The organism is Alcaligenes pakistanensis, from assembly GCF_014652815.1.
Taxonomy (GTDB): Bacteria; Pseudomonadota; Gammaproteobacteria; order Burkholderiales; family Burkholderiaceae_B; genus Alcaligenes; species Alcaligenes pakistanensis.
The window spans coordinates 223,573-237,156 of record NZ_BMZN01000002.1; the positions used below are offsets into that span (position 1 = coordinate 223,573).

Below are 13,584 nucleotides of genomic sequence, written 5' to 3' on the forward strand. Positions count from 1 at the left end.
CTTTGATTAAGGTAAATAGAAATTGGATTGAGTCGCGTTGCTATCTATTTACCGGGTAAAAAGATTGAAATTAATTAGTCTTGGTAGGCCTTGATGACGTCATCAATAATCAGTTCCAGCGAGGTGACGCTAGCGGCGGTGACGTACCAGGCTTGGGCATCGGCAAAGATCACGCGGCCGTTTTGCCAGGCTTTGGTTTCACGCAGCAACGGGTTGCTCAAGCTGTCGGCATCCAGGGCAGGGCGGCGCTCCATCACGGCGGTACGGTCAATGATGTAAATAATGTCCGGGTTGGCTTGCTGGATGAACTCGCTGGAAACGGGTTGTCCGTGCAGGCCGGTTTCTACTGTCGGGCTGGCAGGGTGTACGCCCAGCGCATTGAAGACAAAACCGTAGCGGGACTGCACTCCGAAGGAGCTGAACGAGCCGTTGTTATGCAAAACAATCAGGGCTTTTTCTGGACGATCCTGGGTGATTTGTTTGGCTTGGGCGACTTTGGCATCCAGCTCGGCCACTTTTTGTTGGGCTAGCTTTTCTTTTTCAAAAATCGAACCCAGGGTCAGCAGGTGATTCTTGATGACTTCAATGTGATTGACCTGGCTATCGCGGTAATCCACATCGAAGTGAATGGTGGGGGCGATCTGGCTCAGTTCCTTGTAGTGATTGGCTTGCAAAGAGGTAATCAGAATCAGGTCGGGTTTGGTCGCGTAAACCTGTTCCACATTGGGTTGCACAATGGCGCCGGTATCCTGAATCTGCGGGGCATTTTTGTACTTGGCCAGAAAGTCAGGGATAAAGTCTTTGGGCATGCCCACAAGGGGTATGTCCAAAGCATCCAGAAAGTCCACTTCATTCATGTCCAGAGCCACCACGCGCTGGGGCAGTTTTTCGATGCGGGTGGAGCCCAGCTTGTGCTCGACCACAATGGGTTCGTAACGGGCGTTGGTTTCAGGGCTGACGGCGGCTTGTGGTGCTGGTGTTTCCGCTGCTGCCTGGGTCTTTTTCTCGCAGCCTTGCAAGGCAAAGCTGGTGGCCACAAACAGGGCAATCAGCCCGTATCTGTGTTTGGCGATCATGCTAGTTCTCCTGATGGGGTGAAGTAATTGCACAGGCGGCCATGCTCGCTGTGCGTAATCTCGAAATCCAGGCCATAGAGTTCAGCCAGACGTGCTTCGGTGATGACTTCAGACACCGGACCTGCGCAGTACAGGGCACCGTTTTTCATGGCCACAATGTGATCGGAGTAATTGGCGGCAAAGTTGATGTCATGCACCACCAGAATCACGGTGCGACCATACTCGTCGCATAGTCGCCGCAAGGCGCGCATGATTTGCACGGCGTGCTTGATGTCCAGGTTGTTAAGCGGCTCGTCCAGTAGCAGATAGTCGGTTTGCTGGGCAATGGTCATGGCCAGAAAAGCCATCTGGCGCTGGCCACCGCTTAGTTCGTCCAGATAGGACTGGCGCAAGGGTTCAAGCGACAGAAATTGAATGGCTTCGGAGATGGCTTGCCGGTCTACGGTGGTCAGTGCGCCCCGGCTATAGGGGAAGCGGCCAAAGGCGACCAGTTCTTCCACTGTCAGGCGTAGATTGAAATCAGGAGCTTGGCGCAGGGTCGCCACCCGGCGCGCATAGTCGGCAACACGTATGTCTGCAATGTTGCGGCCGTCCAGTTGGATCTGGCCTTCGTCGGCCTCCAGCAGGCGGGCAATACTCATCAATAAGGTGGTTTTACCAGCCCCATTGGGGCCAATCAGGGAGCTTAGCTGTCCGGTAGGAAACTGCGCACTTACCTTGGAGAGTACGGTCTTGTTCTTGTAGTGTTTGGAGAGCTGATTGATCGTAATCATGCTGTGCCTCGGGTACGAACCATCAGTCCCAGAAAGTACGCGCCGCACACCAGGTTGACGAGTATCCCGACGGTCGTGCGGTAGTTGAAAAGGTGTTCCACCGCCAATTGCGCCAGCAGAAACATGATGACGGCAATGGCGCAGCCTAATGGCAGCGTGACCTTATGTTGGAAGCTGCGGGCCAGCGCATAGCTGGTGTTGGCCACAAAAATCCCCATAAAGGCGGTAGGTCCGAGCAGGCTGGTGGAGATGGCGACTAGTGCAGCAATCAGGGCAAGTTGAATGCGCACGGTACGGCGGTAATCGACCCCCAGGGAAATGGCTTGTTCACGGCCTAAGGAAAGCACGTCCAGCGTGGGCAAGCTGCGCAGGCTGCCCAGGCAAATACCTCCCACCAGAAGGGCGGACACCAGCAATTGCAAAGGCTCGGCCCGGTTAAAGGATGCCTGGCTAAAGCCCAGCAAAATAGAGAACTCGCCGGGGCTGATTTTTAGCTGCACAAATTGGGTGAAGGTACTGATGATCATGGTCAGCACCAGCCCCATCAGTAGCAGGAAATACACATTGTTTTTGCCTTGGCGAAACAGCCAGTGATGGATAGCCAGTGAATAGGCCAGCATCAGCGCAATGGATAGCACCACATTGCCATTGGCCCCCAGCATCACTAGACTTTGTGTGCCCAGTAGCAAGATCAGCAGGGACTGAAATAGAAGGTACACCGCCTCATAACCCATGATGGCGGGCGTCAGAATGCGGTTGCCAGTAATGGTCTGGAAAACAATCGATGCCCAAGCAACGCAGACGCCACCAATGATCATGGCCGCCAAGCGGTTCAGGCGTTTGGGAATGATGTAGTCAAGATCCAGACCGGAGCGATAGAACACAAAGCTCAGGGCCAGCACGATGAACACAAACCAGACCAGATACCGCTGTTTCATTGGTTCCTCCAGAAAATCAGGAACAGAAACAGCAGGCCACCCACACCGCCTGCGGTCAGGCCGATGGGGACTTCAAAAGGGTAGATGATGAGGCGGCCCAGAATGTCGCAAGCCAGCAGCAGGCAAGCACCCCCTAACGCCACAATGGGTAAGGTGCGGGCCAGATTGTCGCCATAGCGCAGCGCCACCAGATTGGGGATAACCAGACCAATAAAGGGGATGGCCCCGATAGTAATAACGGTAAGGGATACGGTCGTTGCGACCAGTATCAAGCCCAGGGCGACCGTGGTGGAGTAGTTCAGGCCCAGGCTGGTGGCCATGCCTTCACCCATGCCCAGCACCGTGAAGCGGTGTGCATACAAATAGGTGACCAGCACAATCGGCAGAATCAGATAAATGATCTCGTAATTACCTTGCACGATCTTGGAGAAGTCGCCCAGCATCCAGCCCTGCATGCTTTGCAAAATCTGATGGTGGTAAGCGTAGAACTCGGCAATGGCGCTAAGCACTCCTCCATACATCAGGCCAATCACAGGCACTAGCACGGTGTTTTTGAAGCGGATGCGGCGCACGATGGCAATGAAGATCAGGCTGGCGCCAAAGCAGAATAAAAGGGCAAATAGCAGCTTTCCTGCTGTGCCGCTGCCGGGAGCCAGGGTCAGGGCAATCAGAATGCCCAGTTTGGCGGCATCCAGCCCGCCCGAGGTGGCGGGTTCAACAAATTTGTTGCGCACAATGTGCTGCAGGATCACCCCGCAGACGGACAGGCCTATCCCACTCAAGACCAGCGCCGCCAGTCGGGGCAGGCGGCTGGCTGTCAATGTCAGCCAGGCATCGCCTGAAAAGCTCCATAACTGTGTCCAGCTTATTTGCCGTGCACCTATCAGTAAGGACAGGCTGCACAGCATCAGGAACAACAGCACAAAGGATCTGGCTCGCATCACACACCGTTATCTTGTGCAGCAGTGGCAATACGCCAGCCTTTGGCTGTTTGACGTTGATTCAGGAAGTGGGCGTAACGTCCCTGGCTTGCACGAAGTTGCGCCGGTGGGCCTTGCTCGATGATCTGGCCGTTTTCCAGCACCACGATCTGATCGGCCATAGCCACAGTAGAGAGTTGGTGAGCAATCACGATCAGAGTACGTTTGCCACGCAGACGGGCCAGGGCTTGAGCAATGGCAGCCTGGTTTTCGGCATCCAGCGCGGCAGTGGCTTCGTCCACCAGCAAAATGGGGGCGTTCTTGATCAGGGCGCGGGCAATCGCAATGCGCTGGCGCTCGCCACCGGACAGACGGGCTCCGCCTTCGCCCACGGTGGTGTCCAAGCCTTCTGGCAGACGCGCGATGATTTCGCTGACACCGGCTTGCTCCACCGCATCCAGCAGTTCGGCCTCGCTAGCATCAGGTTTGCCCAGGCGGATGTTCTCGGCAATGCTGCCTGCGAACAGATAATCGTCCTGGAAAATCTGGCTGATTTGCGTGGCTAACTGAGTGCTGCTGATCTGGCGTACATCCACGCCACCAATGGAGACACTGCCCTGGCTGACATCAAAGAAACGGGCAATCAGTCGGGCCAGCGTGGTTTTGCCCGAGCCGGATTCCCCAATCAAGGCCACCATGCTACCTGCAGCAATGTTCAGGCTGACGCCGTTCAGCACATCGGGCTTGTCGGCGGCATAGCGGAAATGCACGTTGTTCAGTGCGATCGAACCATCCACTGGGGCTTGTGAGATGGCAGGTTCAGGCAGTGGCTGAACAGTAAACAGCTCCTTGATGGCATCAAGCTGGCCGCGTGCGCCGCGCAGTACTTCGCCATAGCTGGCTACTTCCAGCAAAGAGTCGATGTAGCGCGCTGTCAGCAGCAAGGACACGATGACGGCAATGATTTCTGCACTGCTCATGCCCAGACCAGTATGGCGGTTCAGCCAAAGCGTGGCGGCAATCAGCAGGGCGGCAAAGGCAGCTTGCACGGCCCAGGCATTAAGTACCGCCGAGGCGGTGGATTGCCAGATCAGTTTCTTGCCTGCCTGATGCTGACGCTCAATGGCCTCTTCCAGCAGGCGGGTACCGCCGCCTTCCCCATTGAAAGCGCGCAGCACAGATTGGGCTTGGGCGAACTCCACGACACGTTGACTCGCGTGGGCGAAATGGGCCTGGAATGCATCATCGGCTTTGCGGCCCAAATGGGCCGTCAGGGCCAGAACAGCGGCCAGCAAAGGCAGGACAATCAAGGCAATCAGACCCAGTTGCCAATGCAGAATAAACAAGGCCACAACCAGCACAATAGGCGTCACAATCCCGGCGATTAGTGGGGTGAAAACGTGGGCCGGTAATTGGGCCACGGACATCATGCCTTGGGTAACGATGTGCCCCAGTCGCGCCGTGTTTTGGGCGGAGAACCAGCCTACCGGCAATTGAGCGATATGCTCGCCAAGACGATGACGGCCACCTTGCAGTATTGCGGCACCGACGTTCACACCGGCTTGTTCCACATGACGACGCCATGACCAGCAGATGGCAACGCCAAGCAATAGGACGATCAACCAGCCACCTGCTTGTTTGGGTGCGCCATTTAGCAGGTGAGTGAAAATGGGGACCAACGTTGTCATGGTCAGGCCACACAGCAGGCCGTACAGAATCGCCATCCAAATATAACGGCGGAAAATCGGGGCATCATTACCCAGCAAGCGAATCAGGGTCTTTAGCATGATGTGTCCTTGGACGAGTTGTCGTAGCCACCCAGGGTCCAGAGCCGTGCATAACGCCCTTGTGTGGACAGCAGGCTGGCGTGATTGCCTTGCTCCGCAATAGCACCGTCTTCCAGCACCAGAATGCGGTCGGCGTGCATGATGGTGTCCAGGCGGTGGGCAATCACCAGCAAAGTGCGGTCTTGGGCAAAGCGCGACAGGGCATCCTGAATGGCGACTTCATTGCTGGCATCGGCAGCCGCAGTGGCTTCGTCCAGCACCAGAATGGGTGGGTCCAGCAAGACAGCACGTGCAATGCTGACGCGCTGACGGTCGCCTCCCGAGAGCTGGGCATCTTCTCCGACTACGGAGTCGTAGCCACGTGGCAGGCTCAAGATACGGTCGTGAATATTGGCAGCACGGGCGGCGTCTTCAATCTCTTGCTGACTAGCGGAGGGACGGCCTAGAGCAATGTTCTCGCGCACGCTGGCATGAATCAGGCGTACTTCTTGCAGCACAAAGCCAATGCGGCGGTACAGCTCGGTGGATTCGATCTGGCGCAGGTCGACGCCGCCCAGGGTGATGCGGCCTGCGCTGGGATCAAAGAAGCGCAGCAGCAGGCGTGCGATGGTGGATTTGCCAGAGCCGGAGGAGCCCACAATGGCGGTAACTGTGCCGGGCTCCAGCGTAAAGCTGATGTTGTTCAGCGCTTGATGGCCTTCACCATAGGCGTAGCTGACGTTTTCAACACGCACCTCCTGATTCGTGGGAGTTTGTTGCTGATCCGGGGTCAAGGACTCCAGTACCGGCGTTTTTAGCAAAGCCTGCACGCGCTGTGCCGCACCGGTCGCACCGCCCAGATCATGCAGCAGGGTATGCAGCAAGAGCAGCGGGGCACAAATGCCGGGGGCTACTAATGCGAAGGGGAGGATGTCCACGGGAGCAATCCAGTCCAGATAGCTGAACAGGGCACCGAAGATCAGCACGACACCTAATACGGTGACCGGGGCGATCATGGCGTGTGCGTGGGCCATGCGGGCGACCAGCGGGCGGGCAAAGTTCAGAAAAGCGTCGGCAAAGCCATCCACGGCCTTGCTATAGCCGCCATGTGCCTGCCCATTGGAACCAAAGGCTTTGACGACCGGGATACCGCTGACAAACTCCACCGTGGCGCTGTTCAGGCGGCCCAGTTTCTCCACGAAACCCTGCATGTTCGCGCTGCTGGCTTTCATGGCGTTGCGCAGGAACAGGAAGAAACCGGGGAAGGGTAGCAGAGCCACAATTGCCATGCGCCAGTCCATCACGAACAGATACAGCACGGAGATCGCGATGGCACCTACCGCACGGCCTATCGAGGTGTAAAAGTGGGCGGTCAGGCTGTGCAGGGTGGCGATGTCGTCCTGCATGGCTTGTTTCACTTCGCCCGAAGCTTGGCCGGTAAACCAGCCTAGCGGTACTTTGGCCAGTCTTTGAGCGGCGTTTAGACGCAGGCTGCGAGTCAGCTGGTTGTCGGCCAGGTGGGCAAGTAGCTCACCCGCCGAGATCAGGGCCAGGCCCGCAAACATGCTGATGACGCTGAACAGTACCGTCCAGCCTATATCGCCTTGCAGCTCGCTAGACAGGGTGTCGCCCAGGGCCAGTTTGGCGATGTGGGCGATCCCGGCCAAAGGCACCAGGGTGAGCATTGAACCCAGCGCCGCCAGTACGGCGGCAACAATCAAACGCGAGCGTATGGAGCTGAGGATCTGGCTGATGGGGCCAGGCTCTTTACGCGCGTCCGTAGCAGTTTCACGAGTGGTCATGAGCGTTACATACCCAGAAATTCAAAGTACGAGACATGATTTCTGCGGGGTGTGGATGAGGGTCCAAGCGGGTGGCGGCTCAGATCCGACACCTTCATTGCTTATCCAAAAGCCGTAGAAATCGGCTCTTTACTATAAGGTATTGAGAATCATTATCGATAATGTAATCTAATTTCTGAATTAGTGGAACCTATTAAACTAAATAGAAAAGGTAGTGGGATATTTTTGTGTCCTGGTTGTCACAGCGGGCAAAAAAACAGGCCCGCCAAGTCAAACTTGGGGGCCTGCTGGTGTTGATATAGGTGGTTTTTAGTACGGGGGAAGGCTGTGGTCTATCACCAAGCGGGGTACACAGCGTGCCAGGGCCTTTAAAAAATACCCCCACGCTGCGCCTGCGGCTTGCTGCCCTCCAGGGGGGGCCTTTTTGCCTTGGGAACGGCCCGGCGGCCAAAAAGGTGGTGCTTAATCGTGTTGCCCACCGCAGCAAACGGTCCACCACTTGCGCCGAGAAGTGTGCCCGATGCCAGGGTTGAAGGTATTGGTGGGGTCCAGCTCGCGATAAAAACCGGCCAGGGCAGGTTTGGCGATATACAGATGCCCCACATTGTGTTCGGCCGGGTATTCGGCACGGCGTTCATCCAGCAGCTTCCACATGCGGTGTTCCATATCCAGAGGAACTACGCCCTTTTTGACGATGTAATCCTGGTGGAAGACATGGCACAGGAAGTGGCCGTAGTAGAGCTTGTGGACGATATCTTTTTCCATCTCGTCTGGCAGTTGCTCCACCCACTCCTTGTCGTTGCGACGCAGGGCAATATCCAGGGCCACAATATCTTCCACGCTGTCCGGGTGCGATTCGCGGTAGCGGATAGCAGCGCCCGCAATGGCAAAGCGGTGCAGAAAGGCTTTGCGACCTTCTTCGGCATCGCACTCAAAATAGGCGCCTTGCTGGCTACCTTCAAATTGCTGGCTTAGATATGCGCGTGTGGCCTGGGCGGTGTCGTTGGAGACGCGTAGCAGCAGGTGGTGCTCGAAGCGATCGCGCCATTCACGCATGCGTGCAGGCAGGTGGCTGGGCAGACGGTTCATTACTGTCTGGATCACGCGATCGGTGACGCCGCGCCACCCAAAGCGTTCAAAAAAGCCATCGATACGGCTTTTCATCGCAAAGGCGGAAGGTACTTTGGCCGTACCAAAACGGTCGATCAGCAAGAAGGTGTCTTTGCCGTACTGCTCGCCAATATCGTAGGCGGTGCGATGGATGTATTCGCCTGCAATCGGCAGGCGGGGCAGCTCCGTTAAGAGGTAGCGACGCACGGCTGTCAGCTCGTCCGGGTCGTTGGTGCCGATGTAGAAAACGGTACTGGCTTCTTTGGGGAAGGTATCCAGACGTACCGCGAAGATACACAGCTTGCCGGCCGAACCGGAGGCTTCGTACAGACGTGATGGGTCTGCGTTAAAGCGGGCGGGTGTTTGGGCATCCACATCACGTACGTCTTCGGCATAGCGTGGATCGCTGGCCTTGCGAGACGGATCATTGACGATATCGGCAGGGCTGTACTTGCCCTGTTCAAGGCGAGTCAGAATTTCTTCCGGGGTGTCGCCCAAGGCGATGCCCAGGTGGTTTATCAAGCTCAGGGACCCATCGTCCTGAACTTGTGCGTACAGCGTCAGTTCTGTGTAGGCCGGACCTCGTCGTACCAAGGCACCGCCGGAGTTATTGCACACACCGCCCAGCACCGAAGCGCCAATACAAGATGAGCCAATGACCGAGTGGGGTTCACGTTCCAGGGGCGCTAAAGTTTGTTCCAGACGGTCCAGTGTTGCGCCGGGCAGGCAGACAACTTGTTCGCCTTCGTTGATGACTTGTATGCCTTGCAAACGCATGGTGTTCATCAGAACGATATCGCGGTCGTAGTCATTGCCATCTGGCGTAGATCCACCCGTCAAACCTGTATTGGCGGCCTGCATGATCACAATGCAATCTGCTGCAACAACCGCTTGCAGCACTTGCCATTGTTCCAGCAAGGTTCCGGGCCTGACGACGGCCAGTACCTTACCTTCACCCGTACGGTGGCCTTTGCGATAACGGCGTGTGCTGTGATCATCCGTCAAGACGTGGGGCTTACCGACAATCGCATTCAGCTTTTGCAATAAATCGGCCGAGCTGGTGGACGCGGACATGGTCAAGACTCCTGTACAAGCAGGTCAGAGGTGATCTGGGAAATGCTGCTGACACTGGTCAGTGTCATGGCCACCCGAATTTCTTTTTCAATCAGGCTCAGCAGGTGGTCTACCCCGGAGTGGCCAGCGGCGGCCAAGGCATAAATGTAGGCGCGGCCCAGCATGGTGGCATCGGCTCCCAGGGCAATCATGCGCACGACATCCAGACCGCTGCGGATACCCGAGTCAGCCAGGATTTTGATCTGGCCTTTGACAGCATCGGCAATGGCGGGCAGGGCGCGCGCCGAGGACAGCACGCCATCCAGCTGACGACCTCCGTGGTTCGAGACGATGATGCCATCGGCACCAAAGCGCACCGCATCGCGGGCATCGTCCGGGTCCAGAATGCCTTTGATGACCATGGGGCCTTTCCAGAATTCGCGTATCCACTCCAGATCTTTCCAGGAAATAGAGGGGTCGAAGTTTGCGCCCAGATAGCCCATATAGTCTTCCAGGCCGGTAGGTTTACCCAGGTAGCGTGAGATATTGCCTAGATCGTGTGGGCGGCCCATCAGGCCTACGTCCCAGGCCCAGCGTGGGTGGGTAATGGCCTGGGCGTAGCGGCGCAGGGCAGCATTTGGGCCGCTCATACCCGAATGGGCATCACGGTAACGCGCGCCGGGCACAGGCATGTCTACCGTGAAGACCAGGGTGCTGCAGCCAGCCGCCTGAGCGCGTTCCAACGCATTGCGCATGAAGCCACGGTCTTTCAGAACATAAAGCTGGAACCACATGGGCCGTTTCAGGCGTGGGGCCACTTCCTCGATCGGGCAGACCGAGACACTGGACATGGTGAAGGGGATGCCGTGGGCATCGGCCGCCTGGGCCGCCTGGACTTCACCGCGTCGTGCGTACATGCCTGTCAGTCCCACCGGGGACAGGGCGACAGGGATAGCCAGCTTTTCACCGAACAGATCAATGCTGGTGTCCAGCTGGCTCATGTCTTTGAGGACACGCTGGCGCAGAGCCACGTTCGCCAGATCGTCCACATTGCGACGCAGGGTGTGCTCGGCATAGGCACCGCCGTCAATGTAGTGGAACAAAAAGGGTGGCAGGCGTTTCTGGGCGGCACGCCGGTAGTCGGTCGAGGAAGAAATAATCATGGCAGGGCAGATTCGGGTAGGGCTGGGGGAGGGGTTTGCAAGCGCGCAGCACGTTCACGGCGAGCAAGATCTTCGTCAGCCTGGATGAGGGTGTTGCGTACGTATCCCAGGTGCTCGTTCACGACGCTGCGTGCACGAGCCGGATCACTATCAATAATGGCTTTGACCAGTGCTTCATGTTGTGCCGTCAGCTGTGTCAGGGTCTCGGGTGAATCATGCACAAACATGATGATGTCCCGGTTCTGGGCCACGCTGCTTAGCACCAGATCGAATAGTCCGCGCATGACCTGGACCAAGACCAGATTATGCGAAGCCTCGGCAATGGCCAGATGAAACTGGGCATCGGCACGGGCGGACTGCACGGTGTCGCCACTTTGCTGATGGCGAATCATTTGTTCAAAGCATTGAAGGATCTTGTTTTTATCGTCGGGAGACGCACGCAGGGCGGCGTGCCAGGTGGTGCTGCTCTCTAGGGCAATACGCGCTTCCAGAACGTCGTAACGGTACTGGGGATCGGACAACATCAAGGCGGCCAGCGGATCAACGGAGCGTTGGGTCCACTGCGGCGTGTGGGAGGTCAGGTAAGTGCCTGAACCGACCTGGCTGCGCAAGATACCTTGGCTGTTCAGTTGCTGAATCGCCTCGCGCAGTGAAGCGCGGGACACATTCAATTGGGCCGCCAGCGTGCGTTCGGCAGGAAGCCGTTGCCCGGCCTGAAAATCGCTGGATTGAATAAGCGCCAGCAATTGTTGGGCAACGTGATCAGAGAGGCGCATAGTTCTTGGACATACTGAAAAGATAAATCTGCAAGGCACGAATCTACGTGCCTTGCAGAAGAAGGATAGGGCGGGCCCTTAGGGGATCATCCAAGGTAACACATAGGCTTGCAGGGTTGTCAGCAGGCCGATCAGCACGGCAAAGATCAGGCTGTGTTTGACGGTGAAACGGAACAGATCCGACTCTCTACCTGCCAAGCCTACTGCTGCGCAAGCAATGGCAATGGATTGGGGCGAGATCATCTTGCCGGTGACACCGCCCGTGGTGTTGGCCGCGACCATCAGTACTTCGGGCAAGCCCAACTGCTGGGCTGTCGTTGCTTGCAATGCACCGAACAAAGCGTTGGCAGAAGTGTCAGACCCGGTCAGGAACACACCAATCCAACCCAGGAAGGGCGAGAAGAAGGTGAACGCTTTACCCGTGTGAGCCAAGGCCAGCGCCAAGGTGGCAGACAGGCCGGAATAATTGGCGATAAAGGCAAAGGCCAGCACCATACCAATCGAATAGATAGGGACTGCCAATTCCTTGAAGGTTTCGCCCAGTGTCTCGACCGCTTTGGCCGGTTTCATGCGCAAAAAGAAAATGGTCAGCAAGGCGGCAATCAGGATGGCTGTGCCGGTGGCAGACAGCCAGTTAAAGGAGTAGATCGCGCCGTAAGGGGTAGCAGCAGAGACGACGGGCGGTGCCTTGTCGACCAGATTATGCAGGAACGGCACAGGGATGTTGATAATGGTCGAGGCCAGCGGGCCATTCGCTGCAAACAGCGCTTTGAAGGGCTGGACGCTCCAGATCGTCACCATTACCGTCAGGATGATGAAGGGCGACCATGCCTTGATGATGCGGCCTGTTGTCAGCACGGTGGGAGCCTGATTGGCGCTTGTATCTTGGGTCGCTGCCGTGTCTTCAGCGTCAAAGCGGAAGATGCGCTTGGGCTGCCAGACTTTCAGGAACAGAGTCAGTGCAACCAGGGAAACCAGGGCCGAGGTAATGTCCGGTAGTTCAGGGCCAATGTAATTGGCGGTCAGGAACTGAACAATGGCAAAGGAGCCACCACCCACCACAACGGCGGGCCAGGTTTCTTTGATGCCACGCCAGCCGTCCATAATGGCCATCAGCCAGAACAACACGATAATCGTCATGAAAGGCAGTTGGCGACCGGCCATCTGGCCGATGACAAAGGGGTCAATACCCGATACTTGCCCGGCAACAATAATGGGGATGCCCATCGCACCGAACGCTACGGGGGCGGTATTGGCAATCAGGCACAGACCGGCGGCATAAAGAGGCCGAAAACCCAGGCCCACCAGCAAAGCGGCCGTGATTGCTACAGGGGCACCAAAACCGGCGGCGCCTTCCAAGAAAGCACCAAAGCAAAAGCCAACCAGAATCAGCTGCAGGCGCTGGTCAGGCGTGACCGACAGGATAGAGGCCCGAATGACATCGAACTGGCCAGTCTTGACCGAAATTTTGTATAGAAAAACCGCAGCAACAATAATCCAGGCGATCGGCCACAGACCATAGAAAAAACCATAGACCACAGAGGCCAGTGCGGTGGAGACGGGCATCCGATAAAAAATCAGAGCTACGCCTAGGGCCAGCAACACGGTGATCGTGCCGGCCATATAGCCCTTCATGCGCAACTTGGTTAGGGCCAGGAAAAAAAAGATGATGGGAATAAGCGCAATCAGGGCCGACAGCCAGATATTGCCGGTCGGATCGTATTGCTGCAGCCACGCTTGTTGCATGTTGTTCTATCTCCGCAGGAGCAAAGGGGGAGGCGCTTGCACGACAAGTTCGCCTGAAGGTCGTCAAATTGGTCTGACCACTTCTCGAGATCATCAAGAGTAGAGCGCATTGTATCCATAGGCTTATTTCCTGGAATCCCGGTGTTTACCCTAGTCATAAGGTTATTAATGGGTTTTTGTTTTTAAAATTGGTCTGACCAATTAAGGGGAAAGATAAATGCTTTGGCTGCTGTTACAGCTTGCTGACAGGACGATGGGAGAGGGAAAACCTGGTTCAAAGCGGATCTACAACCGGTTTTAGATGGTAATTCTGGCGGCTTGTGGAATTTCATGGAGTCGCTTGTCTGGTCACCCTATTAGCGTGATGGCTATCCTTGCAAAAAATGATATTGAGAATCATTATCGTGGATGTAAACTAGACTCCTAATTAGTAGAGTCTCTTAAATTAAATATGAGGCAGC

10 protein-coding genes are annotated in these 13,584 nt (G+C 56.4%); all 10 read right to left on the reverse strand.

Features of this window, described 5'->3' with window-relative positions:
- Nucleotides 1-74: 74 nt before the first annotated feature.
- The 10 genes from IE156_RS05980 to lldP all read right to left on the reverse strand — a co-directional run bounded on the left by IE156_RS05980 (nucleotide 75) and on the right by lldP (nucleotide 13,123).
- On the reverse strand, nucleotides 75-1,076 hold the full coding sequence (locus tag IE156_RS05980; protein ID WP_189391627.1) for a siderophore ABC transporter substrate-binding protein: 1,002 nt from the start codon (nucleotides 1,074-1,076) through the stop codon (nucleotides 75-77).
- The gene (locus IE156_RS05985) at nucleotides 1,073-1,849 is read right to left on the reverse strand and encodes an iron ABC transporter ATP-binding protein (protein ID WP_189391628.1); all 777 of its coding nucleotides are present in this window, start codon (nucleotides 1,847-1,849) and stop codon (nucleotides 1,073-1,075) included. Before IE156_RS05985 ends, IE156_RS05980 begins: the two co-directional genes overlap by 4 nt.
- Nucleotides 1,846-2,787: an iron chelate uptake ABC transporter family permease subunit gene (locus IE156_RS05990; RefSeq protein WP_189391629.1), complete on the reverse strand. Its 942-nt coding sequence runs from the start codon at nucleotides 2,785-2,787 to the stop codon at nucleotides 1,846-1,848. The genes IE156_RS05985 and IE156_RS05990 overlap by 4 nt, the downstream gene beginning before the upstream one ends.
- The gene (locus IE156_RS05995; RefSeq protein ID WP_189391630.1) at nucleotides 2,784-3,728 is read right to left on the reverse strand and encodes an ABC transporter permease; all 945 of its coding nucleotides are present in this window, start codon (nucleotides 3,726-3,728) and stop codon (nucleotides 2,784-2,786) included. Before IE156_RS05995 ends, IE156_RS05990 begins: the two co-directional genes overlap by 4 nt.
- A complete protein-coding gene (locus tag IE156_RS06000) occupies nucleotides 3,728-5,494 on the reverse strand; it encodes an ABC transporter ATP-binding protein (protein WP_189391631.1) in 1,767 nt (588 codons plus the stop codon). Before IE156_RS06000 ends, IE156_RS05995 begins: the two co-directional genes overlap by 1 nt.
- Entirely contained in the window at nucleotides 5,488-7,275 is a 1,788-nt protein-coding gene (locus tag IE156_RS06005) for an ABC transporter ATP-binding protein (protein ID WP_189391632.1), read from the reverse strand. Before IE156_RS06005 ends, IE156_RS06000 begins: the two co-directional genes overlap by 7 nt.
- A gap of 462 nt (nucleotides 7,276-7,737) precedes the next feature.
- The gene (dld, locus tag IE156_RS06010; protein ID WP_189391633.1) at nucleotides 7,738-9,459 is read right to left on the reverse strand and encodes a D-lactate dehydrogenase; all 1,722 of its coding nucleotides are present in this window, start codon (nucleotides 9,457-9,459) and stop codon (nucleotides 7,738-7,740) included.
- Between the two features lie 2 nt (nucleotides 9,460-9,461).
- The gene (lldD, locus tag IE156_RS06015; RefSeq protein ID WP_189391634.1) at nucleotides 9,462-10,601 is read right to left on the reverse strand and encodes an FMN-dependent L-lactate dehydrogenase LldD; all 1,140 of its coding nucleotides are present in this window, start codon (nucleotides 10,599-10,601) and stop codon (nucleotides 9,462-9,464) included.
- Nucleotides 10,598-11,377 (reverse strand): transcriptional regulator LldR, encoded by a 780-nt coding sequence (lldR, locus tag IE156_RS06020; RefSeq protein WP_189391635.1) that lies wholly within the window; start codon nucleotides 11,375-11,377, stop codon nucleotides 10,598-10,600. The genes lldD and lldR overlap by 4 nt, the downstream gene beginning before the upstream one ends.
- A 78-nt stretch (nucleotides 11,378-11,455) precedes the next feature.
- Nucleotides 11,456-13,123 carry an L-lactate permease gene (gene lldP / locus IE156_RS06025; RefSeq protein WP_189391636.1) on the reverse strand — a complete coding sequence of 556 codons (1,668 nt, stop codon included), beginning with the start codon at nucleotides 13,121-13,123 and terminating at the stop codon, nucleotides 11,456-11,458.
- Nucleotides 13,124-13,584 lie beyond the last annotated feature (461 nt).